The sequence below is a fragment of the Pseudomonas oryzihabitans genome, assembly GCF_001518815.1.
Taxonomy (GTDB): Bacteria; Pseudomonadota; Gammaproteobacteria; order Pseudomonadales; family Pseudomonadaceae; genus Chryseomonas; species Chryseomonas oryzihabitans_E.
Map to the genome: position 1 here is coordinate 433,423 of NZ_CP013987.1, position 26,486 is coordinate 459,908.

Consider the following 26,486-nt stretch of genomic DNA (forward strand, 5'->3'; position numbering starts at 1 on the left):
GAGCCCGGCAGACTCTGGCCCCAGCCGCTGCCGATCTGCATAATGCGCCGCTCTTAAGGGGCATGCCCCGACAAGTACAGCCAATCGCCATCGCGAAGAGGTGTTCGCCGCCCTACGCAGCTTGCGCAATCCGCAACTGACGGGCATTCAGGACCGCGGTCAGAGACCGCACGACGGGAGCTTTACCACCGTGAAAAGCAAACTCAGGCTTCATGGTTTCAACAACCTGACCAAGACCTTGAGCTTCAACATCTACGACATCTGCTATGCCGAGACGTCGGAAGATCAACAGGCCTATGTCCAGTACATCGACGAGGAATACGACGCCGAGCGTCTGACCCAGATACTGACCGACGTGGTCGACATCATCGGGGCCAACATCCTCAACATCGCCCGCCAGGACTACGATCCCCAGGGTGCCAGCGTGACCATCCTGATTTCCGAGCAACCGGTCGAGCCGACCGAGAGCCAGATCGAGGAGTCGCCCGGCCCGCTGCGCGAGACCATCCTGGGCCACCTGGACAAGAGTCACATCACGGTGCATACCTATCCGGAGATTCATCCGGATGACGGCATCGCCACCTTCCGCGTCGACATCGACGTCTCCACCTGTGGCGTGATCTCCCCGCTCAAGGCCCTGAACTACCTGATCCACCAGTTCGACTCGGACATCGTCACCGTGGACTACCGGGTGCGTGGTTTCACCCGCGACATCGAAGGGCGCAAGCACTTCATCGACCACGAGATCAATTCGATCCAGAACTACCTGTCCGAGGATACCCGCGCGGCCTATCAGATGGTCGACGTGAACGTGTACCAGGACAACCTGTTCCACACCAAGATGCTGCTCAAGGAATTCGAACTGGACAACTACCTGTTCGGCGACGCCTCTCGCAGCCTCTCGACCGAACAGCGTCAGCAGATCACCCAGCGTCTCAAGCACGAGATGCGCGAGATCTTCTCCGGACGCAACCTGCCGCGCTGATCGCTTGGCTGTTGCTCAAAAACCCCGTCACGGCGGGGTTTTTCGTTTCCCGGGCTCAGTGATGCTCGTCGCGCGCGATCGGTGTGGCACCGGTGACGCTCTTGACCACCCGGCCGATGGTCAGGCCCTGGCCGAGGATGGAGACCAGTACCACGATATAGGTCAGCGCCAGGATCAGATCCCGTTCCGGACCGGCTGGCAGGCTCAGGGCCAGAGCCACGGAGACACCGCCGCGCAGGGCGCCCCAGGTAAGGATGCGCGCCGTGCCGCGGGTCATGTTGCGCCAGTGCGGACTCAGCAGTACCACCGGTGCCACGCTGATCCAGCGGGCGAAGAGAATCGCCAGGGTCACCAGCAACGCTGCGCCCAGGTGGGTCCAGCTGAAGGGCAACACCAGCAGCTCCATGCCGATCAGGGCGAACAGCAGGGCGTTGAGGATCTCGTCGATCAATTCCCAGAAACCGTCCAGGTAGCGCCGGGTGAAATCGTTCATGGCCTTGGTGCGACCCAGGTTGCCGATGATCAGGCCTGCCACCACCATGGCGATGGGGCCGGAGACGTGCAGGTGACTGGCCAGGGTCGAGCCGCCGATCACCAGCGCCAGGGACAGCATCACCTCGATCTGGTGCTGCTCGATGCTCAGCATCAGCCAGTAGCAGATGAAGCCGATCACCAGGCCAAAGAGGATGCCGCCGCCGGCTTCTTCGAGAAACAGCCAGAGCGCGGCGTTGACCGTGGGCGTCTCGCCCAGCTGGATCACCCCCAGCAGCACCGAATAGACCACCACGGCGACGCCATCGTTGAACAGCGCTTCGCCGACGATGGTGGTTTCCAGCGACTTGGGCGCGCCGGCCGAGCGCAGGATGCCGAGCACGGCGATGGGGTCGGTGGGGGAGATCAGGGCACCGAAGATCAGGCAGTAGAGCAGGTCGATGTGCCAGCCCAGCCAGCCGAAGATCCAGTAGGTCAGGTAACCGATCAGTACCGTGGAGATCACCACGCCCAGGGTGGCCAGGCCACCGATGGCCCACCTGTAGTCACGCAGGTCCTTGAGATTGACGTGCAGGGCGCCGGCGAACAGCAGGAAACCGAGCATCCAGTTCATCAGCAGGTCGTTGAAGTCGATCTGCCCGAGCAGCTCGCCGATGCGGTGCTCGAGACCGGGAAAACCCAGCCAGGACAGGCTCTGCAGGCCGACCGAGAAGATCAGCGCGATGACCATGACGCCGATGGTGGGTGGCAGGCCAATGAAGCGGAAGTTGAGGTAGGTGAGCAGCGAGGTGAAGCAGATGAAGGCAGCAGCGAGTTCGAGCATGGGCGTTCCAGATCCATCAGACAACGAGACCCCGCGAACGCGGGAGCTAGGGGTAGGATGGGGCGGATGCCGCAAAAGTTACATTATCGATAGCCTGCTATCCGAATTCTCGTTGGAAAGAAGGTGCACCGCGCTCTACCCAGGCGGGTAACGCCTGAGCAGGGCAAGGTGCGTGACGCAGAGACGAACGTCGTCGTGGCTAGAGCGAAGCTGCGACTCCGAGTGCGGTCTCGCGCAGGGGCAGCGGGTGGGGCGCGGCGATACGCGCCTCCAGAGTCGCCACGTAACTGCGGGCATCCGCTTCGCTAAGAAAGGTAATGGCCTGCTTGTCGATGCAGACCTGCCAGGCACTGGTGGTGGACTTGCGCAGGGGACGAACCACGATCTTCATGCTGATACCCTCGGGGACAGACGAAAAGTGGAAACCCGAGTCTAGAGTGGTTTTGATTGCAGAACAGTGACACTCGTCAGTCCGCTGGCTAAGCGCGTGCGCGTTGCCGCTCGGCATACCAGGCGGCGAACTCTTCGGGAGGCAACGGCGGACTGAACAGGAAACCTTGGCACTGCTGGCAGCCCAGCTTGCGCAGGATGTCCCATTGTTCGGTGGTCTCCACCCCTTCGGCCAGAACGTCCAGGCCCAGGCCCTGGCCCAGGGCAACGATGGCCGCGGCGATGGCCTGGCTGCTGTGGGTACCACTGTCGCTGCGCAGTTCGTGCATGAAGCTCTGATCGATCTTGAGCTTGTCGAGCGGAAAGCGGCGCAGGTAGGCCAGCGAGGAGTAGCCGGTGCCAAAGTCGTCCACGGCGATACGCACCCCGAGCGTCTTGAGGGTCGCCAGGGACATTAGCGCTTCCTCGACGTTGTCCATCAGGGTGCCTTCGGTGATCTCCAATTCCAGGTTCTCGGCGGGCAGGCGACTGCGCGCCAGGGCGCGGGAGATGGTGCTGGCCAGGTCACGCTTGGCGAATTGCCGGGGCGAGATGTTGATCGCCAGGGTCTCCAGTTCCAGCCCCTGCTCCAGCCAGCTGCGCATCTGCTGGCAGGCGCTTTCGATGATCCAGTCGCCCAGCGGCACGATGAGCCCGGTCTCTTCGGCCAGGGGAATGAACTCGGTAGGCGGGATGAGCCCCAGTTCCGGGTCCAGCCAGCGCACCAGGGCCTCCACGCCGATGGTCTGGGCCGAACTCACGCTCATCAGCGGTTGGTAATGTAGGACGAAATCACCGCGCTTGAGCGCCATGCGCAGTCGCGATTCAAGATTCAACCGGCGCCGTGACTGCTCGGTGAGAGCCTGGGTATAGAAGCGGAAGGTATCGCGACCCTGATCCTTGGCCTGGTGCATGGCCGTGTCGGCATTGCGGATGAGGTCGTCGGCGGTGCTGCCATCGTCGGGGAAGAGACTGATGCCGATGCTGGCGCTGAGGTAGATGTCGTGGTCGCCCAGGTGGAAGGGCTGCTCCAGCTTGCCAAGCATCGCCTGGGCGATCTGGGCGGCGAATTCGGGGCGGTCCAGGCGCTCGATGATGACCAGGTACTCATCACCGCCGATGCGGGCCAGGGTGATGTCCTCGCTGAGCAGGGCGCGCAAGCGAGCGGCGAATTCCACCAGCAGCTCGTCGCCCAGGGCATGGCCATGGCTTTCATTGACCGTGCGGAAGAGGTCGAAGTCGAGGATCAGCACGGCGACCAGGTATTCCTGGGGTTCCGCAAGGGCCAGCGCGTGTTCGAGATGAGTACGCGCCAGCAGGCGGTTGGGCAGGTCGGTCAGCGGATCGTGGTGGGCGAGGTGACTCAGGCGCGCCTCGCTCTCCCGCAGCCGGGTGGTATCGCTGACCGTGACCGTGTATTGCCGTCTTTCCCGGGGGTAGAGGGTGTCGATGGTGGTCCAGGCTGGGAAGGTGCTGCCATCCAGGCGAGGCCAGAGCAGTTCGCCTTCCCAGCGACCCTCGCGGCGTACGGTGCGCCAAAGCTCGCGATAGAAGCGCTGATCCTGCCGGCCCCCGCTGGGCAGCCCGAGACGCTGGCCAAGCAGGGTGCCCTCCTGGGCGCCCAGCAGCCGGGCGAAGGCCGGATTCACCGCCAGGATCCAGCGACGTTCGTCGAGCAGCAGCAGGCCATCGCGACTGTTCTCGAACATCGCCGCAGCCTGGCGCAGGCTCTCCTCCTGCTGTTTGCGCAGGGTGATGTCCTGAGCGGTACTGATGAAATACTGCGGCAGACCCTGATCATCGCGGATCAGCCGGGTGGTGACGTTGGCCCACACCGGCTGGCCGCTGCGATGCAGATAGCGTTTTTCCAGGGTGTAGCGATCCTGGCCGGTATCGATCAGCTGTTTCCGCAACGCGGCGCCGAGGGCACGCTCTTCCGGATGAGTCACCGAGGCGATGTCGCGTTGCAGCAATTCCGGTTGCGAATAGCCGAGCATCTGGCAGAAGTGATGATTGATGCTCAGCCAGTGGCCGTCCAGGTCATTCAGCATGATGCCGGTATAGGCCTGTTCGAAGATGCTGCGGTAGCGGGCTTCGCTGGCTCGCTGGGCCTGGACGGCGCGCTGTTGCCGAATGGCCAGCACCGCCAGGCGGGTGAACTCGGTGATCAGGGTCTGGGTTTCCGGCTCGGGTAGCCGCGCCTCGCCATAGTAGATCCCCAGCGCGCCCACGGCGCGCTGTTGCTCGTCCTGCAGGGGCAGTGCCCAGGCGCCGCGAATGCCCGCCGCCAGGGCTGCCGGTAGCAGAACCTGCCAGGCCGGATCCAGTTCGATGTCGATGGTGAACACGGGGGCATTGCCGGTGACGGCGGAACAGCAGCCCTGGTCGTGGCGACCGCGGGGGACACCTTCCAGCGCCGCCTGAAAGGCGGGCGGCAGGCTGGGCGCCGCGGCGACGCGCAGGTGCTCGCCCTGATCGTCCAGCAGCAGGGCGACGCGCATCTCGGGATAGATGCGTTCCAGCCGCAAGGCGATGCCCTGCTGGATCTCCGCCAACGGCAGGCCGGTGAGCAGGTCGTCGAGCACGTCGCTGCGGGCCTGCTGTAACTGCTGCGCCTGGTAGTCGTGATGAATGTCGGTCAGGGTGCCCTGGATTTCGCCATCGAGGCCGGCGCGCAATTCCATCTGCATCCAGCGGTGGCTTTCCACCGACTGCCGCAGCCGCACCACGCCGTTCCAATGCAGGCGCTGACCCGCCGCGAAATCGGCGACCAGCTGGCGCAGCCGGGCGCCATCCTGGGGATGAAAGGCCTGGTCCAGGGGGTGGTTGAGTTGCTGGGCCGGAGGTTGACCGGTCAGGCTTTCCCACGCGGGATTGAGGAATTGCCAACGGCCGCGGTGGTCACTGGCGAATATCACCAGCGGCAGATGCTGGACCAGTTCGCGATAGCGTCTCTGGCTGTCCTGCAGGGCCTGCTCGGCCAGCTTGTGGCTGGTGATGTCGACCAGGGCACCGCGGGTAACGCCAGCTTCGTCGAAGTCGCTCTGCCAGTTGAGCCAGCGCCAACTGCCTTCGCCGTCATCGAAGTGCGCGGAAAAGTTCAGCGGCCCCTGCATGTGCTGCAGGCGTTCGAGCATGCTGCGGACATGGTCGCGATCCTCGACGCGCGCGCAGGCCACTACCGTGGCGAAATCCAGCGGATCGCTGTCCTTGGGCTGGTGCAGCATCACCAGGGTCCGTTCGGAGCAGAGCAGGCGGCCATCGGGCAGCAACTGCCAGTCGCCGGTATTGGTGAGTCGCTGGATGAAATCCTGGGTACCGCGCTGGGTCTGCAGTTCTTCGATGAACCCTTCGCGATGCCTGACCTGTCGCTGCATCAGTCCATACAGGACCAGCGACAAAAGGCTGATGAAGCCCAGGCTTTTCAAGGTATGCCAAGGATAGGCACTGTCCTGATCGCCGACCAGGACATGCAGCAGCCCATCGCTACCGATCACCCAGAGGGCGCTCAGCAACAGATAAATCAGGGCAATGCGCGCAGGAGAAAGAGGCCGCATCCCGGATCCTCAAGGCCCGATCGTAGGTGTCGGGTTCAGTTCAGCATTGACCGGATAAAGGTGCAGCAGTTCTGGTTTGGCCACCCGGCAATTCCTCTTTCTATCGTGCGGCATCGGTCGACGCATCACGCGGGCAACTACCCGGGCTAGACGTCCCACCCAGAGTCGTCTGACCTCGTGCAATTTACCAGACGAATTTTCACCTTTCTTGCATTTTGCCTGCTGGCCAGCAAGGTGAAATCTATATAAGTAATTGATTTTTAATGACTTTTTATGGGTTTGGAATTCATCGCGACCGTTGCGCTCTACATCTAGGTCGCTGCTGCCAGGACCTGGACGCAGTACCACCAAGGAAAACAGGAGTCATCTCATGAAAAAGACTTTCGGTACCTTTGCTCTCGCTGCCGTCACCGCTTCCGTACTGAGCCTGCCGCTGGCCGGCGGTGCCTTCGCTGCCACCAGCCAGAACATGACCCTGGCCGCCAATAACACCATGGACAAGACCGAAGAAGCCGCATCCGATACCTGGATCACCAGCAAGGTGAAGGCGTCTTTCCTGGCTGACGAACACATCAAGGGCACCTCGATCAAGGTCGAGACCAACAAGGGCGTCGTCTCCCTGTCCGGCACCGTGGCTACCGAAGCCCAGCGCGACCTGGCGATCAAAGAAGCCAAGGCCATCAAGGGCGTCAAGGCCGTCTCGGCTGACGCGCTGAAAGCAGCCCAGTAAGACCGCCTGGTAACCCCGGCACGATGGCAGCGACACCCGCTGCCATCGCCCCTTGCCCTTCACCCCGGAGAACTGCCATGACCAATACGACCGAAACCCTCAACGATCTGATCGAGATCGCCCGTGACGGCAAGAATTTCTATGAGCATGCCCTCACCGAAGTGAAGAACCCCGAATTGAAGGCGCTCTTTACCGAGATCGCCCAAAGCAAGGCCGAAATCATCAGCGCGCTGAGCAGCCAGGTATCGGCTGCCGGTGAAAAGCCCGCCGAGCAAGGCACCTTTGCCGGCAGCTTCCGCAAGTACTACACCGACGTCAAAACCTCCTTTGCCAGCAAGGAAAAGGAAGAGGTCACCTACGTCAGTGAACTGGAAGAACAGGAAGACCGCCTGTTGCACGCGCTGGAACGTGCCGTGAACGAACATGCCACGCCGGATGCCCAGGCCAGCCTGCGCAGCCAGCTCGAAAAGGCCCGTGCGACTCATGATCGCATGCGTGACCTGAAGCACCGGATGCAAGCAGCCCACTAAGGCCGCTGGTAGAAAAAAGCCCCGCCTAGGCGGGGCTTTCCTTTGGGCTGCTGCCTAGCCCTGCGGGGCGCGGTTGAGACGAGCGTCGATGAGGCTGTCGACCACGGACGGGTCGGCCAGGGTCGAGGTATCGCCCAGGCTGTCCAGCTCGTCGCAGGCGATCTTGCGCAGGATGCGCCTCATGATCTTGCCGGAGCGGGTCTTGGGCAGCGCCGGCGCCCATTGCAGGAACTCCGGCTTGGCGAAGCTACCGATCTCGTCGGCTACCTGCTGACGCAGCCGAGCCTTGAGTTCATCGCTCGGCGTTACCCCGCCCTTGGTGGTGACGAAGGCGTAGACCGCCTGCCCCTTGACCTCGTGCGGGCAGCCCACCACGGCCGCCTCGGCCACGTCTGCATGCTCGGTGAGGACGCTTTCTACTTCCGCCGTACCGATGCGGTGGCCAGAGACGTTGAGCACGTCGTCCACCCGCCCGGTGATCCAGTAGTAGCCGTCTTCATCCCGCCGTGCGCCATCGCCAGTGAAGTAGTAGCCTGGATAGGCACTGAAATAGGTGTCGATCAACCGCTGGTGATCGCCATAGACGGTGCGGATCTGACTTGGCCAGCTGGCCTTGATCGCCAGCACGCCGCTGCCGGGACCGTCGATTTCCTTGCCCTGTTCGTCCAGCAGGACCGGCTGGACGCCAAAGAAGGGCAGGGTGGCCGAACCTGGCTTCAGCGCCAGGGCACCGGGAGGCGGCGCGATGAGGATGCTGCCGGTCTCGGTCTGCCACCAGGTGTCGACGATAGGGCAGCGACCTTCGCCCACCACCCGGTGATACCACTCCCAGGCCTCGGGATTGATGGGCTCGCCGACGCTGCCCAGCAGTTGCAGGCTTTGCCGCGAGGTGCGCTGTACCGGCTCGTCGCCCTCCCGCATCAGGGCGCGCAAGGCAGTGGGAGCGGTATAGAAGATATTGACCTGATGCTTGTCCACCACCTGCCAGAGGCGACTGGCGTCGGGATAGCTCGGCACGCCTTCGAACATCAGAGTAGTGGCGCCGTTGGCCAGGGGCCCGTAGACGATGTAGCTGTGGCCGGTGACCCAGCCGACGTCGGCGGTGCACCAGAAGACCTGCCCCTCGTGATAGTCGAACAAATACTTGAAGCTTAAGGTGGCGCCCAGCAGATAGCCCCCGGTGGTATGCAACACGCCCTTGGGTTTGCCGGTGGAGCCGGAGGTGTAGAGGATGAACAGCGGATCCTCGGCGTCCATGGGCTCCGCCGGGCAGTCGGCGGAGACGTCGGCCACGGCCTGGGCATAGGGCAGGTCGCGACCTTCCTGTCGACCCACCGCGGCGCCGGTACGCTCGACCAGCACCACGGTGTGGACGTCCGGACACTTGGCCAGGGCCTTGTCGACATTGGCCTTGAGCGGGACGCGCTTGCCACCGCGCACGCCCTCGTCGGCGGTGATCACCACCCGGCAGTCGGAGTCGAGGATGCGATCACGCAATGCCTCGGGCGAGAAGCCGCCGAATACCACCGAATGGACCGCACCGATGCGGGCGCAGGCCAGCATGGCGTAGGCCGCCTCGGGGATCATCGGCAGGTACAGGCAGACCCTGTCGCCCTTCTTTACCCCGCGCGCCTTGAGCACATTGGCCAGGCGGCAGACGTGTTCGTACAGCTGACGATAGGTGATGGTCTGGCTGTCGGCGGGATCGTCACCTTCCCAGACGATGGCGGTCTGGTCGCCGCGGGCGGCGAGGTGGCGATCGATGCAGTTGTAGGCGACGTTGAGCTGACCGCCGCTGAACCAGCGGGTACGCCCCTCGCGCATATCGCCGCTATGGACTTCGTCCCAGGTGCGTGACCAGTCGAGCAGGGCGCTGGCCTGCTCGCTCCAGAAGCGTTCCGGCTGGTCCACCGAACGCTGGTAGAGCTCGCGATAACGGGCTTCATCGAGATGGGTGCGCGCACTCAGGCTCTCGGGCACGGGATAGCGGTGGCTCATGGCCGGCTCCTTCTTGGTGTTGTTGTGCTCCTAGTTTAGGCCCGGATGGCGCGATGGGGTTCAGAGGGACGACAAAACGAAAAAGCGCCGCAGAGCGGCGCTTTTCGAGAGAGCAGAGGCGATCAGCCGCGGTGACGACCGCGGAAGTAATCAATCAGGCCCTGAGTGGAGCCATCGTCGGCCTTGCCTTCGCTACGGCCGATGATGTGCTGGTAGACATCCTTGCCCAGCTCCTTGCCCAGTTCGACGCCCCACTGGTCGAAGCAGTTGATGCCCCAGATGACGCTCTGCACGAACACCTTGTGCTCGTACAGCGCCACCAGCGCGCCCAGGCGCCGCGGCGAGATGCGCTCCAGCACCAGGGTGTTGCTCGGACGGTTGCCCGGAATCACCTTGTGCGGCGCCAGCTTGGCGATCTCGGCTTCGCCCATGCCCTTCTCGCGCAGTTCCTTCTCGGCTTCCTCGCGGGTCTTGCCCAGCATCAGCGCCTGGCTCTGCGACAGGCAGTTGGCATAGAGCCATTGCTGGTGATCGGCCACCGGGTTGTGGCTCACCACCGGCACGATGAAATCACCGGGGATCAGTTGGGTGCCCTGGTGGAGCAGCTGGTGGTAGGCGTGCTGACCGTTGCAGCCGACGCCGCCCCAGATCACCGGACCGGTTTCCATGCTCACCGGCGAGCCGTCCTGACGCACGCTCTTGCCGTTGGACTCCATGTCCAGCTGCTGCAGGTGCTTCACGAAGTTACGCAGGTGGTGGTCGTAGGGCAGGATCGCGTGGCTGGTCGCGCCCCAGAAGTTGCCGTACCAGACCCCGAGCAGGCCCAGCAGCACCGGCATGTTCTCTTCGAAGGGCGCGCTGGTGAAATGCTGGTCCATGGCATAGGCGCCGGCCAGCAGGTCCTTGAAGTTGGACATGCCGATGGCCAGGGCGATGGGCAGGCCGATGGCCGACCACAGCGAGTAGCGCCCGCCGACCCAGTCCCACATGGGAAAGATGTTCTCTTCGGCGATGCCGAATTCCACCGCCATCTTGACGTTGCTGGAGACCGCGATGAAGTGCTTGTGCAGCTCCGGCTCCGGGCAGCCCTGGGCCAGGCACCAGGCGCGCGCGGCCTGGGCGTTCTTCAGCGTCTCCAGGGTACCGAAGGACTTGGAGGAGACGATGAACAGGGTGGTGTCGGCGGCGAGCTTGGAGGTTACCTCGCGGAATTCGCTGCCGTCGATGTTGGCCAGGTAGTGGCAACGTACGCCGCGCTGGGTGAAGGGCACCAGCGCCTCGGACACCAGCTGCGGGCCGAGGAAGGAACCACCGATGCCGATATTGACCACGTCGGTGATCGGCTTCTCGGTGTAGCCGCGCCAGAGGCCGTTGTGGATGCGGGTGACCAGCGCGGTCATCTGGTTCAGGACTCGATGCACCTCGGGCATGATGTCCTGACCGTCGATCTCGACGCTGTCGCCTACCGGACGACGCAGTGCGGTGTGCAGCGCGGGGCGGTGTTCGGACGAGTTGACGTAGGCACCGTCGAATAGGGTACGGATGGCGCCTTCCAAGCCCGCTTCGCGGGCCAGGTTCACCAGCAGCTCACGGGTCTGCTCGGTGATGAGATTCTTGGAATAGTCGAGGAACAGACCACTGGTGTTCAGGGAGAACTGCGTGAACCGCTGCGGGTCGGCGGCGAAGGCGTCGCGCATGCGAAAGTTCTGCATGGCCTTGCGGTGCTCTTGCAGCGCTTTCCAGGAGGCGAGCTGGGTCACGTCGAGAGGATGTTGATAGTACTCCATGGGTAGGCTTTTCCTTGGTGGCTCTTGTTTGCTGTTGTGCCCCACAAGCCGGTGGCTTGCAAGGGAAAGTCGGCTGCCGCGCGACGCCTGACGTGGCGCCGCGCTTCGAGCATGAAAAAGCCCGGTATGTTCCGGGCTTCCAGGGTCTGAGCAGGTTTGGGTGAGCTAACCTTCGGTTGCATCACACTCGGGGCCTGCGGCGAAAGCTCAGGTTGTCGATCAGGCGGGTCTGGCCAAGGTAGGCCGCCACCAGCAGGACCAGCTCGCGGGCGTCTGGTCCGACCGGTTGCAGACTCGACTGCTCGCGCAACTCCAGGTAGTCGACTTTAAGCCCCTGAGCTTGCAGTTCGGCGACACCCGCGGCCAGGACCGGCTCTATCACGGCGCCAGCGGCGAGCTGATCGGCCAGGCGCCTGAGCAGGCTGTACAGGCAGGGCGCACTGGCGCGCTGACCGTCATCGAGATAGCCGTTGCGCGATGACAGGGCCAGGCCATCGGTGGCCCGTACCGTGGGTTGGGCGACGATCTCGATGGGCATGTCCAGGTCCTGGACCAGCTTGCGGATCACCGCCAGCTGCTGATAGTCCTTTTCGCCAAAGACCGCCACGTCCGGTTGCGCCATCTGGAAGAGCTTGGTGACCACGGTGGCCACGCCTTCGAAATGGCCAGGACGGCGGGCGCCGCAGAGGCCTTCGGACACGCCCGGCACCCTCACCCGGGTCAGGCCATCCATGCCATTGGGATACATCTCGCCAACCGCTGGCGCGAACAGCAGGTCGCAATGGGCCTCGTTCAGCTGACGGCTGTCTTCCGCGAGGGTGCGCGGATAGGTGTCCAGATCCTCGCTGGCTCCGAACTGCAGTGGATTGACGAAGATGCTCGCCACCACGAAGTCGGCGTGACGCCGGGCGGTCTCCACCAGCGCGATATGGCCGGCGTGCAGATTGCCCATGGTGGGCACCAGGCCGATGCGCAGGCCCTGGCGGCGCGCGGCGGCGACGGCGGCGCGCAGTTCGCGGACGCTATGGACCGTCTTCATGCGGAGAATCCGTGTTCGGGAGCGGGAAAGCTGCCGTCCTTGACGGCGGCGACGTAGGCCGCCAGGGCAGCCTGGATGCTGTCCTGACCGGCCATGAAGTTGCGGACGAATTTCGGCGTGCGCCCGCGCAGGGCCAGGCCGAGCATGTCGTGCAGCACCAGCACCTGGCCATCGGTAGCGGCACCGGCGCCGATGCCGATCACCGGCACCCGGGCAGCCCGGGTGATTTCCTCGGCCAGCGCCGAGGGCACGCATTCCAGCAGCAACATGGCCGCGCCGGCTTCTTCCAGCTCCCGCGCGGCCTCGCGCAGCTGCTGCGCGCGGAGCGGATCGCGGCCCTGCACCTTGAAGCCACCGAAGACATTCACCGACTGGGGCGTCAGGCCCAGGTGGGCGCAGACCGGTACGCCATTGGCGGCCAGACGGCGAATCGGCTCGGCCAGCCAGGCGTCACCCTCGAGCTTGACCATTTGCGCGCCTGCCTGCATCAGGCGGCCGGCGCTGGTCAGGGTCTGTTCCAGGGTGGCATAGGTCATGAACGACAGGTCGGCGACGATGAAGGCGTCGGCATGGCCACGCTTGACGCAGGCGGTGTGGTAGACCATGTCGTCGAGGGTCACCGGCAGGGTGCTGTCGTGACCCTGCAGCACCATGCCGAGAGAATCGCCGATGAGCAGCATCTCGACGCCGGCTTGGCTCGCGGCCTGGGCGAAGGTGGCATCGTAGGCGGTCAGCATGGCGATCTTTTCGCCACGCTGCTTGAGCCCCTGAAGGGTCGTGAGGCTGATATCAGGCATGCAAGGGTCCTCGTGGAACGGCGCTATGGTTATTGTCTGGCGCCGCGGGCGCGGGTCGGCCGCGCGAAAACGGCTGCTATAGTCCCGGCGCATCCGGCACAAGTCAATGCTCGGTGTTACTGGTGTGTTACCGGGTAGGTAACGACGCTACCAGTCGCTCCAGACCTTCGAAAGGACAGGCGGACAGCAGGTCTGGCAGGCGGCGGCCGTCGGGCAGTTGCAGCTCGGGCGCAAGGTCTGCCAGCGGATAGAGCACGAAGGCGCGGGCCTGCAGATGGTAATGGGGGACCTGCAGACGTGGCTCGTCGATCAGCCGTTCGCCAAACAGCAGGATGTCGATGTCCAGGGTCCGCGGACCCCAGCGTTCATCCTTGCGCACGCGGCCTTGCTGCTGCTCGATGGCCTGGGTGGCGTCGAGCAGCGCCAGGGGCGCGAGGCAGGTATCCAGGGCCGCGACGGCATTGACATAGCGTGGCTGGTCGGGCGGTCCCAGGGGGTCGCTGGCATAGAAGGCGGAGACCGCGACCAGCTGGCTAGCGGGCAGCTGGGCCAGGGCATCCAGGGCCGCGTCCAGCTGCCGCCGGGGCTCGGCCAGGTTGCTGCCCAGGCCGAGATAGACCCGTTCCATCATTCGTCGCCGGCCGTGGGGGCGTCCGAGGTGCGCCGCTTGCGATTGCTGCCGCCACGACGACGGCGCTTGGCGGGCGCGCCGTCTTCCCGGCTTAGGTTCTTGATCATCTCGCGCCGCTGGCTGTCGCCGACTTCCTGATAGCGCGTCCACCATTCACCGAGTCCGCCGGTTTCCTCACCTGCGCTCTCGCGCAGCAGCAAGAAGTCATAACCGGCGCGGAAGCGCGGATTCTCCAGCAGCTGATCGGCGCGCTTGCCCTGACGGCGGGGCAGGCGTTCCTGCATGTCCCAGATCTCGCGCATGGGCATGGTGAAGCGCTTGGGCACAGCGGTGCGCTGGCACTGCTGCAGGGTCAGGTCGTGAGCGGCTTCCTGCATCGCTGGAATCGGCGGCAGACCACGCTCCTGATGATGACGGACGCGCTCGGGCAGCGCCGGCCAGAGCAGGGCCGCGAACAGGAAGGCCGGAGTGACCGGCTTGCCTTCGCGGATGCGGGTGTCGGTGTTGGCCAGCGCCTGCCGGATCAGCGTACCGGCGTACTCCGGATCGCGCTCCAGGGCTTCGCCGCTGGCAGGGAACAGTGGAGCGAACAGGCCGTACTGGCAGAGCAACTCGAAGGTGCGCTCCGCCTTGCCGCCAAGCAGCAGCTTGATGATCTCGTCGTACAGCCGCGGCGCCGGAATGTCGCGCAGCAACGGCGCCAGGCGGCTGATGGGTTCGGCGGTAGCCGTCTCGATCTGGAAATCCAGCTTGGCGGCGAAGCGTACGGCCCTGAGCATTCGCACCGGATCTTCCAGGTAGCGCTGCTCGGGATCGCCGATCAGGCGGATCTGGCGCAGGCGGATGTCCTGGGCGCCGTTAGCGTAGTCGAGGATGCGCTCGCCACTGGCATCGTAGTAGAGCGCGTTGATGGTGAAATCGCGCCGCTCGGCATCCTGTTCCTGGTTGCCGTAGATGTTGTCGCGCAGGATCCGGCCGCTTTCATGGCGTGAGCCCTGGGCCTCGTCCTCGGCGTCGCCGGTGGGATGATTGGCGCGGAAGGTCGCGACCTCGATGATTTCTCGACCGAAATGCACGTGAACCAGCTTGAAGCGGCGACCGATTACCCGGGCGTTACGGAATTCAGCGCGCACCTGCTCGGGCGTGGCGCTGGTGGCGACATCGAAATCTTTGGGCTCGAAGCCAAGCAGCAGGTCGCGGACGCAGCCGCCGACCAGGTAGGCCTGATAACCCGCTTTTTCCAGTCGATCAACGACGCTCAGGGCGTGACGACTGATTCGCTCTCGTTCCAGAGCATGCTGACTGCGGGGCAATTCGATGGGCAAGGCAGGCGCGGACGGAGTACGTCGCAGGGGCGAGCGCAAGGTCTGGATGAGCTTCTTCAGCATGCGAGTTTCTGTTTGGAGAGACGGCTATACGCAATCTGGGCACGAATTGATGCCATTGCGCAATAGATAAGGAGGGGATCTTGAACGAGGGAGGGGAGGCTGTCAAAGGCACTGGGGGAGCCGAAGCTCCCCCCCAAAGTGGTACGTGCTTTGTTTTTATTGTTTATCCAGACCTTTTGTTTTTCTTGTGTGGTCTGTCCCGTGCGGATACCGGCCGCCGGAAAGGCTCTGAAGTCTAGAGCCAAGAGCAAACGGATTACTTTGGAAGCTGAGGTCGTCAGGATCATTCCTGCAGTGCCTGGTACGGGTGCTGCCTTGGGGCAGTTTTGTTGTTCTCTGTCCTGACATCGCGCGGAGCATCCCGCAAGACGACTCTTCTCCAAAATGATCAGTTAGCTACGCCTCCGCCTGCTTGTTCTTGTTGTGCTGGAGTCGCTACGTCTTGTTTTTGTTATGGAGTGAGATACGTTTTTATTGTTGTTGTGCCAGAACATAAAGCAGATGCCGTGCCAGTTTTCAAAAATCCTTTAATTTCAGTGACTTGGAAAAAATGTAGCCCTTTTGCCTAATGGCTACAGACGTATTTTCGTTACCGCTGAACCCGCTTCTTGTTACGGCGGTAACACATTGCAAAGGATGTGCAGGGGAGAGGAGGGGGTGTTACCGCGGGGCGCCGCGAAGAATCACGCGCCCCTGGCCAGCCTCAGCTGGCGTCGCTGCTGGCGCTGGCCTTGCGCCGGGGGATGCCCAGGCGCTGACGTCGTTCCCACAGGCACTTGCGACTGACACCGAGCTTGCGGGCCAGCTCGGTCTCGGTCATGTGGTCCTGGTGTTCGAGCACGAAGTGCTGGAAGTAGTCTTCCAGCGACAGATCCTCGGTGGGCTCATGGGCGCCGTTGCCGTTGCCCAGGCCAGAGGTGGGTAGCGGATCCAGATAGCTGTCGGCCAGGTCCAGCTCGCCGAGCTCCACATCGATGCCCAGCTGATCGGCATTGATTTCCTGCCCTTCGCTGAGAATCACCGAGCGCTCGATGGCGTTCTCCAGTTCGCGCACGTTCCCCGGCCAGGTGTAATGGCGGATGGCGGCTTCGGCCTCGGCACCGAACTTGAGCCCCGGACGACTCATGCGCGCCGATTGGCGGGCGAGGAATACCCGAGCGATCTCCATGACATCGCTGCCACGCTCGCGCAGGGCGGGCAGCCGCAGGGAGATGACATTGAGGCGATAGAAGAGGTCTTCGCGGAACTGGCCGATCTTGGCCAGGCCTTTGAGGTCCCGGTGGGTCGCAGCGATCAGTCGCACATCGACCTTTTGCGACTGCACCGAGCCGACGCGGCGGATCTCGCCCTCCTGCAACACGCGCAGCAGGCGTGCCTGGGCTTCCAGCGGCAATTCGCCGATCTCGTCGAGAAACAGGGTGCCGCCGTCAGCCGCTTCCACCAGGCCGGTGCGGCTGGCGCTGGCACCGGTGAAGGCGCCCTTTTCGTGGCCGAAGAGCTCGGATTCGATCAGGGTTTCGGGAATGGCCGCGCAGTTGACCGAGATCAGCGGCGCCTTGGCGCGCCGCGACAGGTTGTGCAGGGCGCGCGCCACCAGCTCCTTGCCGGTACCCGATTCGCCCTGGATGAGCACGGTGGAATCGGTGGGGGCGACCTTGCGGATCTTGCCGAAGAGATCCTGCATCGGTGCGCAGTTGCCGATGATGCCGATCTCGCCGGTGGCCGGCGGCGGCGTGACGCTTTCCTCGGCGGTAACCGCTGGGCGCTGCTCACGCTCTACCAGGATGCGTGCTACCGCCTGCAGCATCTCGTCGTGATCGAAGGGCTTGGCGATGTAGTCCACCGCACCCTGCTTCATGGAGTCGACCGCCGATCTCAGGCTGGCGTAGCTGGTCATGATCAGTACCGGCTTGCCCTTGGCGAGATCGATCATCTCGGTGCCGGGCGCGCCAGGGAGACGCAGATCGCTGATGACGAGATCGAAGCTGGGTACGTCGTAGAGGTCCTGGGCTTCCTGCACGGAACCGGCCTCGCTGACGCGGAACTGGTTGCGCTCGAGCAGGCGCCGCAGCGCCGAGCGGATGATCTTCTCGTCTTCGACAATCAGGATATGGGCCATCAAGTGCGCTCTCTTACGGGAAGGCAAGACAACCCACGCCAGGCAGCGTGTCTTTTCGCGGTCGTCTGGACTTCCGAATGCTTTAGCAGATCCATCCAGCAGGCGGATGGGTCCGTCACGGCGCCTCCGGCAACCCGAGATAGCGCGGCAGCAGTACCCGAATGCGGGTGCCCTGGCCGGTCACGGGGTCGGTAGGACTATCGATCATTATCTGACCATAATGCTCTTCTACGATGGAATAGACCAGCGCCAAGCCAAGCCCTGTCCCCTTGCCCGGATCCTTGGTGGTGAAGAAGGGTTCGAACAGGCGACTGATGATGGCTTTGGGGATGCCGCTGCCTTCGTCTTCGACGCTCAGGGTCACGGTCTGGCCATGGGCTTCGCTGCGCACCCGGATCGGCGCACCGGCGGGAGAGGCGTCGCGGGCGTTGGAGAGCAGGTTGATCATGACCTGCACCAGGCGCTGGGGATCGCCCTGCACGAAGTGCTCGGGATCGCAGAGGTTGAAGAAGTCGACGTCCACGCTCTGCCGGTTGAGCGAGAGCAGTGCGATGGCCTCCTGGGCCGCCTCGGCCACGCAGACCGGTTCGTGCGCCTGCTGGCGCCCGCCGGCATGGGCGAAGCTCATCAGCGACTGGACGATGCGGGTAATGCGGCGAGTCTGCTCGATGATCTGGCTGCTGATCTCGTCGATCTCCTCGTCCGCCTCGCGCTCCTCGCGCAGATTCTGCGCCAGGCAGGCGATGCCGGTGACGGGATTGCCGATCTCGTGGGCCACGCCCGCTGCCAGGCGGCCGATGGAGGCGAGCCGCTCGGAATGGATCAGGCGGTCTTCCAGCAGTTGGGTCTCGCTGATGTCTTCCACCACCAGCACGGTGCCGTTGCTGCCCACCGCCAGGGGTTCGTCGATGGTCGCCTTGTGCAGGTTGAGCCAGCGCTGTTCGTGCTCCTGGGAGAGGCGCTGCTTGTAGAGGTGCTGCTGCGCCGGCTCGGCGAGAAAGCGTTCGAACAGGTCCTGCCAGGGATTGGGCAGGGCGTTGAGGCGCGAGCCCACGACCCGGGCGCCGTCGATGCCGGTGAGGTCTTCCATGGCACGGTTCCACATGAGGATCTCGCGGTCCCGGGCCAGGGAGCAGACGCCCATGGGCAATTCCTGCAGGGTCTGCCGGTGATAGCGGCGCAGGGCGTCCAGCTCGGCGGCAAGACCGGTCAGGCGCGACTGGTAGTCTTCCAGGCGGTTCTCGATGAAGTGGATGTCCTCGGTGGCATAGGCCTCGCTTTCCGCCTTGAAGGGCAGAAAGGTCTCGACGATGTCCTGGGCGACCCGCGGGCCCATCAGGCCGGACAGGTTGGCCTCGATGCGATCGCGCAGACGGCGCAGGGCATAAGGACGGCGCTCGTCGTAGGGGAGCAGCAGATCGGCCAGGGCCCGCTCGACCTCCTTCTGCGCGGTCTTGGCACCGAGCGGCTTGGCCAGCTGGGCGGCGAAGTCCTGGGGCGAGCTGGCCGCCAGTTCGCGGCGTTGCGGGCGGCGGACGTTGTCCACCGCGCAGGCCTCGGCGGCGCTCTTCTCTTCTTCACTGGCTTCGGTGAAGAGCGAGACCAGGGCGAACACCAGCACGTTGACGGTCAGCGAGGCCACCGCGGCGAGGTGCCAGTTGCTGGCGCTGATGCGATAGCTAAAAACGCCGATGTGCAGCGGATTGATGTCGGCTACCAGCGGCATGAGCATGCTCAGGAACCACAGGCCAAGGCCGCACAGCAAGCCGGCGATGAAGCCCTTGCGATTGGCCGTCTGCCAGTAGAGCACCGAGAGCGCGCCGGGCAGGAACTGCACGGTGGCGACAAAGGAGACGATGCCCAGGCTGGAGAGATCGCCATGGCCCTGCAGCAGGCGATAGAAGCCGTAGCTGCCGAGGATGATGGCGGCGATCAGCATCCGGCGGGTCATGCGCAGCCACCGATAGATGTTGCCGTCGGTGGGCGGCTGGTAGAGCGGCAGGACGATGTGGTTGAGCAGCATGCCCGACAGCGCCATGGTCACCACGATGATCAGGCCGCTGGCCGCCGACAGGCCACCGACGAAGGCCACCAGTGCCAGCAGCGGATTGTCCAGCGCCAGGCCCACGCCGAGGGTGAAGTACTCCGGCGGCGTCGGCGAGCCCAGCGCCAGGCCGCCCCAGAGAATCGGTGGCACCGCCAGGCTGATCAGCAGCAGGAACAGCGGCAGGCCCCAGCTGGCGCTGACCAGCGCCTGGGGACTGAGGTTCTCGGTGAAGGCCATGTGGTACATGTGCGGGGTGACGATGGCTGCGGCGAAGAACACCAGCAGCAGGATCCGCCAGGGGCCTTCCTGCAGCGGGGTGTGCAGGGTGGAGAGGGCGCTCTGGTTCTGCTGCAGCCAGGTCTCCAGGCCGTTGGGCCCGCCGAACACGGTATAGAGGGTGACGCCGCCGACGATGCCCAGCGCCAGGAGCTTGACCAGGGATTCGAAGGCGATGGCCACCACCAGGCCTTCGTGACGCTCCTTGGAGTTGATCTGGCGCGCGCCGAAGAGCATGGCGAAGAGGGTGATCAGCAGGCAGAAACCCAGCGCCGGGGCGTCCTGAGCGCGGGCCTGCACCAGGATCCCGGTGCTGGTGGCCACCGCCTGGATCTGCAGTGCCAGGAGGGGAAGCACCGCGATCAGCATGCCCAGGCTGGTCAGGGCGCCTGCCCAGGTGCTGCGGAAGCGGAAGGCGAAGAGGTCGGCCAGGGACGCCAGCTGGTAGGCACGGGTCAGCCGCAGGATGGGATAGAGCAGCACCGGCGCCAGCAGAAAGGCGCCGCACAGACCCAGGTAGTAGGCGAGAAAGCCGTAGCCGTAGTCGTAGGCCAGGCCCACGGTGCCATAGAAGGCCCAGGCGCTGGCATAGACCCCCAGCGACAGGGTGTAGATCAGCGGGTGGCGCACCAGTCGGCGCGGCACCCAGCCCTTCTCGGTTATCCAGGCGACGCCAAAGAAGATCAGCAGGTAGCCGGCGCTGATCAGGACCAGTTGGGACAGACTAAAGCTCGTCGGCATCGCGCTGGCTCTGCAGGATGAAGGTCACCACGATGAGGATGAGCCACAGCAGGTAGGGGCGATACCAGGCGCCGCTGGGAGCGATCCACCAATCCATGATGGCGGGGGAGAACAGATAGATGCCTACCACGAGGAGCAGGACCAGCCGGTAGATGTACATGCGCGGTTCCCGAACGGCGATGGCGCCATGGTAAAGCAAAAGCGGTGTACCCCGGAGCGTGACGGCTCTACCGTAAAGGCTTCTTTGCTCGCAGGAGAAAGACGATGACCAGACCCCGACTCGCTGCCGTGCTGGAAACCGCGCTCTACGCCGCCGATCTGCCCAAGGCGCGGCGCTTCTACGAGGAAGTGCTGGGACTGGCTCCGATGTTCGCCGATGAGCGCCTGGCCGCCTACGCCGTGGGCGCCAGTGTCTTGCTGCTGTTCCAGCGGGGCACCACCGAGCAACCGGTGAGGCTGCCAGGCGGCTGCATTCCGCCCCATGGCGCCCAGGGCTGCCAGCATCTGGCCCTGGCGATCGCAGCGGAAGAGCTGGAGCCTTGGGTCGTACAGCTGGAAGCGGCCGGGGTGCCCATCGAGGAGCGCACCCAGTGGCCGCGTGGTGCGGTCAGTCTGTATTTCCGCGATCCGGATGGGCATCTGCTGGAGCTGGCGACCCCCGGACTCTGGCCCAATTACTAGGCGGGCAACTGCGCTTCGGCCAGCTGGGATACTCGCGGGATCAGGCTGGCATCCCAGTGGGCGACGCCCCAGGCGAGTACGCTGGCCGGTGCTTCCTCGGCCAGCGCCGCGTGAGTCGGCTGGCCCAGGGTACGCAGGGCGCGCACCAGCAGGGCCCCGGCCTGTTCGGGTGGCAGCGGCGGCGAGCGATAGCGCTTGCCCAGCTTGTGGCCATCGGGCTGGATCAGCAGGGGGACGTGCAGATAGCGCGGCGCCGGGTGGCCGAGGAGTTCCTGCAGATAGAGCTGACGTGGCGTGGAGTCCAGCAGGTCGGCGCCGCGCACCACGTCGGTCACGCCCTGCAGGGCGTCGTCCATCACCACGGCCAGCTGATAGGCGATCAGGCCATCGCGCCGCTGGATGACGAAGTCGCCCACCTCGCGGCCCAGGTGCTGGCGGAAGTCGCCCTGCACCCGGTCGGTGAAACGGTATTCCAGCTCGGGTACGCGGATGCGGATGGCGGCGCCCGTCTCTGGCAGGCCGCGATTGCGGCAGTGGCCGGGATAGAGGCCGCCAGTGCCTTCGAGCTGTTTGCGTGAGCAGTCGCAGGCATAGGCCAGGCCACTGGCCAGCCATTGCGCGATGGTGGTGCGATAGGCGTCCAGGCGCTCGCTCTGGCGCAGCACCGGACCGTCCCAGTCGAAGCCATAGGCTTCCAGGGTGGTGAGGATGGCCGCCTGGGCGCCAGGGACCTCACGGGGTGGGTCCAGGTCCTCCATGCGCACCAGCCAGCGGCCACCCGCGGCACGGGCGTCGAGGTAGGAGGCGAGGGCGGCGACCAGGGAACCGAAGTGCAGATAGCCGCTGGGTGTAGGGGCGAAACGACCGACATAGGGGCGCCTGGACATAGCTCATCCTGTGAATGCCGGAAAGAACAAAGGGCGCCGTAGCGCCCTCGTCGGTGAGACCGTCGGACTCAGGTCCCGGTCTGCTTCTCGCGGATCTCGGCCAGCGTCTTGCAGTCGATGCACAGACTGGCAGTCGGACGGGCTTCCAGGCGACGGATACCGATTTCCACGCCACAGGAGTCGCACCAGCCGTATTCGTTGTCTTCGATCAGCTGCAGCGTCTCGTCGATCTTCTTGATCAGCTTGCGCTCACGGTCGCGGGCACGCAGTTCCAGGCTGAATTCCTCTTCCTGGGTCGCCCGATCGGCGGGGTCGGCGAAGTTGGCCGCTTCTTCCTTCATGTGGTGCACGGTGCGATCGACTTCTTCGCGTAGCTCCTGCTTCCACCTGTTCAGAATGGCGGTGAAGTGGGCGCGCATGCGCTCACTCATGTATTCCTCGCCCTTGGCAGGCTGGTAGGGTTCGTAGCCACGGGCCAGATGATTGTTCTGCTGATTTGCTTCGCTGGGCATGATTGACCCTCTCACTTTCGCTGATCCTGTCCACAGGCTGGATGCGTCTCCAGGCCTCTCCATGATGGAACGCCCGGGTCTGTGGCTGCCGATGGCGTCCCGCGCATTGCCGACGCCAGGCTGAATATGTTCTCGACTGGCCAGCCGCCCTGCGGATGCAAGCGGGCGAACTTACCAGAAGCTTCCAGGGGGCGCTACTACCGGCCTCCCGCTCCTTGCTGGCGCTCCGCCGGACGCGGCGGATGCCGGCCTGCGAAGCCTTGGTTAGAATCTCGCCTTCGCCACAAGTTCGGACCCCGTCCATGTCCAATTCCTACAGCGCGCGCAGCCGGGCTATCGAGCCCTTCCATGTGATGGCCTTGCTGGAGCGCGCCAACCAGCTCCAGGCCGCCGGGCACGACGTCATGCACCTGGAGATCGGCGAGCCCGATTTCACCACCGCCGCCCCCGTGGTCGCCGCTGGCCAGGCAGCCTTGGCGGCGGGCCAGACCCGCTACACCGCGGCTCGCGGCCTGCCGGAATTGCGTCGCGCCATTGCCGCCTTCTATGGCGAGCGCTATGGCGTCGACCTCGATCCGGAACGGGTGTTGATCACCCCCGGTGGGTCCGGCGCCCTGCTGCTGGCCAGTGCCCTGCTGGTCGATCCCGGTCGCCACTGGCTGCTGGCGGACCCTGGCTACCCCTGCAATCGTCACTTCCTGCGTCTGGTGGAGGGCGCAGCCCAGTTGATCCCGGTCGGGTCCGACACGCGCTACCAGCTCACCCCCGAATTGGTGGCGCAGCACTGGCAGCCGGACAGCGTCGGCGCCCTGGTGGCCTCGCCGGCCAATCCGACCGGCACCCTGCTCGATCGCGACGAGCTCGCCGGGCTGTCGGCAGCGCTCAAGGCGCGCGGCGGCCATCTGGTGGTGGACGAGATCTACCACGGCCTGACCTATGGTCTGGACGCACCCAGCGTGCTGGAAGTGGACGATTCGGCCTTCGTGCTCAACAGCTTCTCCAAGTACTTCGGCATGACCGGCTGGCGGCTCGGTTGGCTGGTGGCGCCGCGCGCGGCCGTGCCAGAGCTGGAAAAGCTGGCGCAGAATCTCTACATCAGTGCCTCCACCGTGGCCCAGCAGGCTGCCCTGGCCTGTTTCACCCCCGCGGCCATGGCCATTTTCGAAGAGCGCCGCGCGGAGTTCGCCCGTCGCCGCGACTACCTGTTGCCGGCGCTACGCGGGCTGGGTTTCGAGATCGCCGTCGAGCCCCAGGGCGCCTTCTATCTCTATGCCGACATCTCCGCCTTCGGTGGCGATGCCTATGCCTTCTGCCAGTTCCTGCTGGAGACCGAGCACGTGGCCATCACTCCCGGCCTGGACTTCGGTCGCCACCGTGCCGACACCCATGTGCGCTTCGCCTATACCCAGTCGCTGCCGCGCCTGGAGGAGGCCGTCGCCCGCATCGCCCAGGGCCTGCAGCGCTGGAGCGCGCGGTGAGGTTCGAGCCGCCGCTGGAAGAAGGTCGCCTGCTGCGCCGCTACAAGCGCTTTCTTGCCGACATCGAGACCGCCGGTGGCGAGGTGCTGACCCTGCACTGCCCCAATACCGGTTCCATGCTTCATTGCCAGCCACCCGGCGCCCGGGTCTGGTTCAGCCGGGCCAGTGGGCCAAAACGCAAACTGCCCGGCACCTGGGAGCTGGTCGAGACGGACCACGGCCGCCTGGCCTGCATCAATACCGCCCGGGCCAATCGCCTGGTGGAGGAAGCCCTGCTGGCCGGCGGCATCGCCGAACTGGCGGGCTTCACCGCCCTGCGCCGGGAGGTGGCCTACGGCCTGGAAAACAGTCGCGCCGATTTCCGCCTGGAATATCCCGCGGGTCCGCTGTACCTGGAGGTGAAGAGTGTCACCCTGGGCTTCGCCGATACCCCGGTCGCCGCCTTTCCCGATGCGGTGACCACTCGCGGTGCCCGCCATCTGCGCGAACTGGCGGCGCTGGCCGCGGCCGGTGAGCGAGCGGTACTGCTCTATTGCGTGCTGCTTGAAGGCATCGAGGCGGTACGCCCGGCGGCGGAAATCGATGCGGCCTATGCCCTGGCCCTGGGCGAGGCCCGCCGTCAGGGCGTGCAGGTGCTGGCTTATGGGGCACGCCTCTCTCCTGCAGGTGTGCAGCTGGACCGACCGTTGCGCCTGGTTGACTGATGAGTCGGCCAAAAGCTGATCGGTCGGACAGGATCTGGCAGGCGCCTTGCTTGCGCTTGTCGCCCATCGATCGCCGCTCTCAGGCGATCCTGTTAGGAGTTTGCTGATGATCTCTGTGTTGGGCATGCTGTTGCTGGTGGCGATCGCCATCGCCTTTTCTCGCCAGCGGCGCGCCATTCGGCTGCGCACCGTACTCGCGGCCTTTCTGTTGCAAGCCGGCCTCGGCCTGTTCGTGCTCTACATCCCCTGGGGCCAGCAGGTGCTCGGCAGCGTATCCGGCGCCGTCTCGTCGCTGCAGCTCTATGCCGACAAGGGCATCGAATTTCTCTTCGGCGGCCTGGCCGGCCCCAGGATGTTCGAGTACTTCGGTAACGGCGGCTTCGTTTTCGCCGTGCGGGTCCTGCCCCTGATCGTCTTCTTCGGCAGCCTGATCGCGGTGCTCTACTACCTGGGCATCATGGGCTGGATCATCCGCCTGGTAGGCGGCGCGCTGCAGGCGCTGCTCGGCACCAGCCGGGTGGAATCCACCACGGTGACCGCCACCCTGTTTCTCGGCCAGTCGGAGATGCCTCTGGTGGTACGGCCGTTCATCGCCGAACTCACCCGCTCGGAGTTGTTCGCCATCATGGTCGGCGGTTTCGCCGCCGTGGCCGGCTCGGTGCTGCTGGGCTACGCCGGCATGGGCGTGGAGCTGAAATACCTGATCGCCGCCAGCTTCATGGCCGCACCGGGCGGGCTGCTGATGGCCAAGCTGATGGAGCCGGAGACCGAACAACCACGCGACCAGGCCATGAAGACTCTGGGGGAGGGCGAGGAGCGCCCGGCCAACGTCATCGACGCGGCAGCCGAGGGCGCCCAGGTCGGCTTGCGCATTGCCCTGGCGGTCGGCGCCATGCTGTTGGCCTTCATCGCCCTGATCGCCTTGCTCAACGGCATTCTCGGCTGGTGCGGTGCCTGGTTCGGCCTGCCGCAGCTGAGCATGCAGCTGGTGCTGGGCTATATGCTGGCGCCGGTCGCCTTCCTGATCGGAGTGCCCTGGAGCGAGGCGGTACAAGCCGGCGGCTTCATCGGCCAGAAGCTGGTGCTCAACGAATTCGTCGCCTATGCCGATCTGTCGACCTACCTGGATCCCGTCAAGGCCGCGGCGGCCGGGGCACAACCCCTGTCGGCGCACACCCAGGTCATCGTCACCTTTGCCCTTTGCGGCTTCGCCAATCTGTCGTCCATTGCCATTCAACTCGGCGGCCTGGGCGGCATCGCCCCCCAGCGGCGTCACGAACTGGCCCAGCTGGGCCTGCGCGCCATGCTTGGCGGCACCCTGGCCAACCTGATGAGTGCGGCCCTGGCCGGCTTCTTTGTCAGCCTTTGAGTCGCGGCGGCCCGGTCGTCCGACCGGGCTACACTCACGCTCGCTCTTTTCGCTTTCCCGAGGTACTTCCCATGTCCGCTGTTCCTGCTGAAACCCTCGACCACCTGCTGACCGAGGCCGTCACCGCTTCCCAGCGTGCCTACTGCCCGCATTCCGAATTTCCCGTCGGGGCCGCCCTGCTGACGGCGGAGGGCACAGTCATCCATGGCTGCAACGTGGAAAACATCTCCTATGGCCTGACCAACTGCGCCGAACGCAGCGCTCTGTTCGCCGCCATCAGCCAGGGCCTGCCGCCACGCAGCTTCACCGCCATGGCCATCCATGCGCCAGGCGTTCCCCTGATCAGCCCCTGCGGTGCCTGTCGCCAAGTGCTGCTGGAGCTGATGGCGCCCGACGCGACCATCGTCTGCAGTGGCAGCGAGCCCGGCCGGACCCGTACCTGGACCCTGGCTGAGCTGCTGCCCGGCGCCTTCGACGACTTCTAAG

At 64.8% G+C, this 26,486-nt stretch carries 22 protein-coding genes; 8 read left to right on the plus strand and 14 right to left on the minus strand.

Features of this window, described 5'->3' with window-relative positions:
• Positions 1–190: 190 nt before the first annotated feature.
• A complete protein-coding gene (gene speD / locus APT59_RS02010) occupies positions 191–985 on the plus strand; it encodes an adenosylmethionine decarboxylase (RefSeq protein WP_059316808.1) in 795 nt (264 codons plus the stop codon).
• Between the two features lie 55 nt (positions 986–1,040).
• Here speD and APT59_RS02015 read toward each other — a convergent pair whose 3' ends face one another.
• The 3 genes from APT59_RS02015 to APT59_RS02025 form a co-directional block, all read right to left on the minus strand.
• Entirely contained in the window at positions 1,041–2,300 is a 1,260-nt protein-coding gene (locus APT59_RS02015; RefSeq protein WP_059313324.1) for a cation:proton antiporter, read from the minus strand.
• Positions 2,301–2,499: 199 nt separating this feature from the next.
• Positions 2,500–2,691 (minus strand): hypothetical protein, encoded by a 192-nt coding sequence (locus tag APT59_RS02020; RefSeq protein WP_059313325.1) that lies wholly within the window; start codon positions 2,689–2,691, stop codon positions 2,500–2,502.
• Between the two features lie 88 nt (positions 2,692–2,779).
• A complete protein-coding gene (locus tag APT59_RS02025) occupies positions 2,780–6,286 on the minus strand; it encodes an EAL domain-containing protein (protein WP_059313326.1) in 3,507 nt (1,168 codons plus the stop codon).
• A 370-nt stretch (positions 6,287–6,656) separates the two neighbouring features.
• Here APT59_RS02025 and APT59_RS02030 point away from each other — a divergent pair, with 370 nt between their 5' ends.
• Together APT59_RS02030 and APT59_RS02035 are read left to right on the plus strand one after the other, a co-directional pair.
• Positions 6,657–7,016 (plus strand): BON domain-containing protein, encoded by a 360-nt coding sequence (locus APT59_RS02030; RefSeq protein WP_017640375.1) that lies wholly within the window; start codon positions 6,657–6,659, stop codon positions 7,014–7,016.
• Positions 7,017–7,093: 77 nt separating this feature from the next.
• Entirely contained in the window at positions 7,094–7,546 is a 453-nt protein-coding gene (locus tag APT59_RS02035; RefSeq protein WP_059313327.1) for a PA2169 family four-helix-bundle protein, read from the plus strand.
• A 54-nt stretch (positions 7,547–7,600) separates the two neighbouring features.
• On the opposite strand, the gene acs is transcribed toward APT59_RS02035, so the two are convergent.
• From acs to APT59_RS22345, 9 genes are all read right to left on the minus strand, one after another.
• Positions 7,601–9,544, minus strand: a complete 1,944-nt coding sequence (acs, locus tag APT59_RS02040) for an acetate--CoA ligase (protein ID WP_059313328.1) — start codon at positions 9,542–9,544, stop codon at positions 7,601–7,603.
• Positions 9,545–9,666: 122 nt separating this feature from the next.
• Positions 9,667–11,331 carry a glucose-6-phosphate isomerase gene (pgi, locus tag APT59_RS02045; protein WP_059313329.1) on the minus strand — a complete coding sequence of 555 codons (1,665 nt, stop codon included), beginning with the start codon at positions 11,329–11,331 and terminating at the stop codon, positions 9,667–9,669.
• 181 nt (positions 11,332–11,512) lie between these two features.
• Positions 11,513–12,370, minus strand: coding sequence for a pantoate--beta-alanine ligase (gene panC, locus APT59_RS02050; protein WP_059313330.1), 858 nt, complete (start codon positions 12,368–12,370; stop codon positions 11,513–11,515).
• Positions 12,367–13,167, minus strand: a complete 801-nt coding sequence (gene panB / locus APT59_RS02055) for a 3-methyl-2-oxobutanoate hydroxymethyltransferase (RefSeq protein ID WP_059313331.1) — start codon at positions 13,165–13,167, stop codon at positions 12,367–12,369. Before panB ends, panC begins: the two co-directional genes overlap by 4 nt.
• Positions 13,168–13,294: 127 nt before the next feature.
• Positions 13,295–13,798, minus strand: coding sequence for a 2-amino-4-hydroxy-6-hydroxymethyldihydropteridine diphosphokinase (folK, locus tag APT59_RS02060; RefSeq protein ID WP_167348551.1), 504 nt, complete (start codon positions 13,796–13,798; stop codon positions 13,295–13,297).
• The gene (locus APT59_RS02065) at positions 13,795–15,186 is read right to left on the minus strand and encodes a polynucleotide adenylyltransferase PcnB (protein WP_059313333.1); all 1,392 of its coding nucleotides are present in this window, start codon (positions 15,184–15,186) and stop codon (positions 13,795–13,797) included. Before APT59_RS02065 ends, folK begins: the two co-directional genes overlap by 4 nt.
• Positions 15,187–15,889: 703 nt before the next feature.
• The gene (locus tag APT59_RS02070; protein WP_059313334.1) at positions 15,890–17,305 is read right to left on the minus strand and encodes a sigma-54-dependent transcriptional regulator; all 1,416 of its coding nucleotides are present in this window, start codon (positions 17,303–17,305) and stop codon (positions 15,890–15,892) included.
• 115 nt (positions 17,306–17,420) lie between these two features.
• On the minus strand, positions 17,421–20,369 hold the full coding sequence (locus APT59_RS02075; protein ID WP_059313335.1) for a sensor histidine kinase: 2,949 nt from the start codon (positions 20,367–20,369) through the stop codon (positions 17,421–17,423).
• Positions 20,353–20,529, minus strand: coding sequence for a hypothetical protein (locus APT59_RS22345; RefSeq protein WP_007159707.1), 177 nt, complete (start codon positions 20,527–20,529; stop codon positions 20,353–20,355). Before APT59_RS22345 ends, APT59_RS02075 begins: the two co-directional genes overlap by 17 nt.
• Positions 20,530–20,633: 104 nt before the next feature.
• Between APT59_RS22345 and APT59_RS02085 the strand changes: the two genes are divergently transcribed.
• A complete protein-coding gene (locus tag APT59_RS02085; protein ID WP_059313336.1) occupies positions 20,634–21,050 on the plus strand; it encodes a VOC family protein in 417 nt (138 codons plus the stop codon).
• On the opposite strand, the gene gluQRS is transcribed toward APT59_RS02085, so the two are convergent.
• Together gluQRS and dksA are read right to left on the minus strand one after the other, a co-directional pair.
• Positions 21,047–21,937: a tRNA glutamyl-Q(34) synthetase GluQRS gene (gene gluQRS, locus APT59_RS02090; RefSeq protein WP_059313337.1), complete on the minus strand. Its 891-nt coding sequence runs from the start codon at positions 21,935–21,937 to the stop codon at positions 21,047–21,049. The two genes, APT59_RS02085 and gluQRS, sit on opposite strands and share 4 nt — an antisense overlap.
• A 68-nt stretch (positions 21,938–22,005) precedes the next feature.
• Positions 22,006–22,449, minus strand: coding sequence for an RNA polymerase-binding protein DksA (dksA, locus tag APT59_RS02095; protein ID WP_059313338.1), 444 nt, complete (start codon positions 22,447–22,449; stop codon positions 22,006–22,008).
• Between the two features lie 302 nt (positions 22,450–22,751).
• On the opposite strand from dksA, the gene APT59_RS02100 reads away from it, so the two are divergent.
• The 4 genes from APT59_RS02100 (at position 22,752) to APT59_RS02115 (ending at position 26,485) form a co-directional block, all read left to right on the plus strand.
• Positions 22,752–23,927, plus strand: coding sequence for a pyridoxal phosphate-dependent aminotransferase (locus APT59_RS02100; RefSeq protein WP_059313339.1), 1,176 nt, complete (start codon positions 22,752–22,754; stop codon positions 23,925–23,927).
• Positions 23,924–24,631 (plus strand): DNA/RNA nuclease SfsA, encoded by a 708-nt coding sequence (gene sfsA, locus APT59_RS02105; RefSeq protein ID WP_059313340.1) that lies wholly within the window; start codon positions 23,924–23,926, stop codon positions 24,629–24,631. Before APT59_RS02100 ends, sfsA begins: the two co-directional genes overlap by 4 nt.
• A gap of 106 nt (positions 24,632–24,737) precedes the next feature.
• Positions 24,738–26,000, plus strand: coding sequence for a NupC/NupG family nucleoside CNT transporter (locus APT59_RS02110; RefSeq protein WP_059313341.1), 1,263 nt, complete (start codon positions 24,738–24,740; stop codon positions 25,998–26,000).
• Positions 26,001–26,071: 71 nt separating this feature from the next.
• Positions 26,072–26,485, plus strand: coding sequence for a cytidine deaminase (locus APT59_RS02115; protein ID WP_059313342.1), 414 nt, complete (start codon positions 26,072–26,074; stop codon positions 26,483–26,485).
• The last annotated feature ends 1 nt before the right edge of the window (position 26,486 follow it).

Excerpts from the sequence above, each read along its gene's own strand:
- pgi (WP_059313329.1), bottom strand. The coding sequence starts at position 11,331 with ATGGAGTACTATCAACATCCTCTCGACGTGACCCAGCTCGCCTCCTGG.
- APT59_RS02015 (WP_059313324.1), bottom strand. The coding sequence starts at position 2,300 with ATGCTCGAACTCGCTGCTGCCTTCATCTGCTTCACCTCGCTGCTCACC.
- panC (WP_059313330.1), bottom strand. The coding sequence starts at position 12,370 with ATGAAGACGGTCCATAGCGTCCGCGAACTGCGCGCCGCCGTCGCCGCC.
- APT59_RS02070 (WP_059313334.1), bottom strand. The coding sequence starts at position 17,305 with ATGGCCCATATCCTGATTGTCGAAGACGAGAAGATCATCCGCTCGGCG.
- APT59_RS02035 (WP_059313327.1), top strand. The coding sequence starts at position 7,094 with ATGACCAATACGACCGAAACCCTCAACGATCTGATCGAGATCGCCCGT.
- panB (WP_059313331.1), bottom strand. The coding sequence starts at position 13,167 with ATGCCTGATATCAGCCTCACGACCCTTCAGGGGCTCAAGCAGCGTGGC.
- APT59_RS02020 (WP_059313325.1), bottom strand. The coding sequence starts at position 2,691 with ATGAAGATCGTGGTTCGTCCCCTGCGCAAGTCCACCACCAGTGCCTGG.
- acs (WP_059313328.1), bottom strand. The coding sequence starts at position 9,544 with ATGAGCCACCGCTATCCCGTGCCCGAGAGCCTGAGTGCGCGCACCCAT.
- APT59_RS02030 (WP_017640375.1), top strand. The coding sequence starts at position 6,657 with ATGAAAAAGACTTTCGGTACCTTTGCTCTCGCTGCCGTCACCGCTTCC.
- APT59_RS22345 (WP_007159707.1), bottom strand. The coding sequence starts at position 20,529 with ATGTACATCTACCGGCTGGTCCTGCTCCTCGTGGTAGGCATCTATCTG.
- dksA (WP_059313338.1), bottom strand. The coding sequence starts at position 22,449 with ATGCCCAGCGAAGCAAATCAGCAGAACAATCATCTGGCCCGTGGCTAC.
- APT59_RS02085 (WP_059313336.1), top strand. The coding sequence starts at position 20,634 with ATGACCAGACCCCGACTCGCTGCCGTGCTGGAAACCGCGCTCTACGCC.
- APT59_RS02075 (WP_059313335.1), bottom strand. The coding sequence starts at position 20,369 with ATGCCGACGAGCTTTAGTCTGTCCCAACTGGTCCTGATCAGCGCCGGC.
- APT59_RS02110 (WP_059313341.1), top strand. The coding sequence starts at position 24,738 with ATGATCTCTGTGTTGGGCATGCTGTTGCTGGTGGCGATCGCCATCGCC.
- APT59_RS02115 (WP_059313342.1), top strand. The coding sequence starts at position 26,072 with ATGTCCGCTGTTCCTGCTGAAACCCTCGACCACCTGCTGACCGAGGCC.
- APT59_RS02100 (WP_059313339.1), top strand. The coding sequence starts at position 22,752 with ATGTCCAATTCCTACAGCGCGCGCAGCCGGGCTATCGAGCCCTTCCAT.
- APT59_RS02065 (WP_059313333.1), bottom strand. The coding sequence starts at position 15,186 with ATGCTGAAGAAGCTCATCCAGACCTTGCGCTCGCCCCTGCGACGTACT.
- folK (WP_167348551.1), bottom strand. The coding sequence starts at position 13,798 with ATGATGGAACGGGTCTATCTCGGCCTGGGCAGCAACCTGGCCGAGCCC.
- gluQRS (WP_059313337.1), bottom strand. The coding sequence starts at position 21,937 with ATGTCCAGGCGCCCCTATGTCGGTCGTTTCGCCCCTACACCCAGCGGC.
- APT59_RS02025 (WP_059313326.1), bottom strand. The coding sequence starts at position 6,286 with ATGCGGCCTCTTTCTCCTGCGCGCATTGCCCTGATTTATCTGTTGCTG.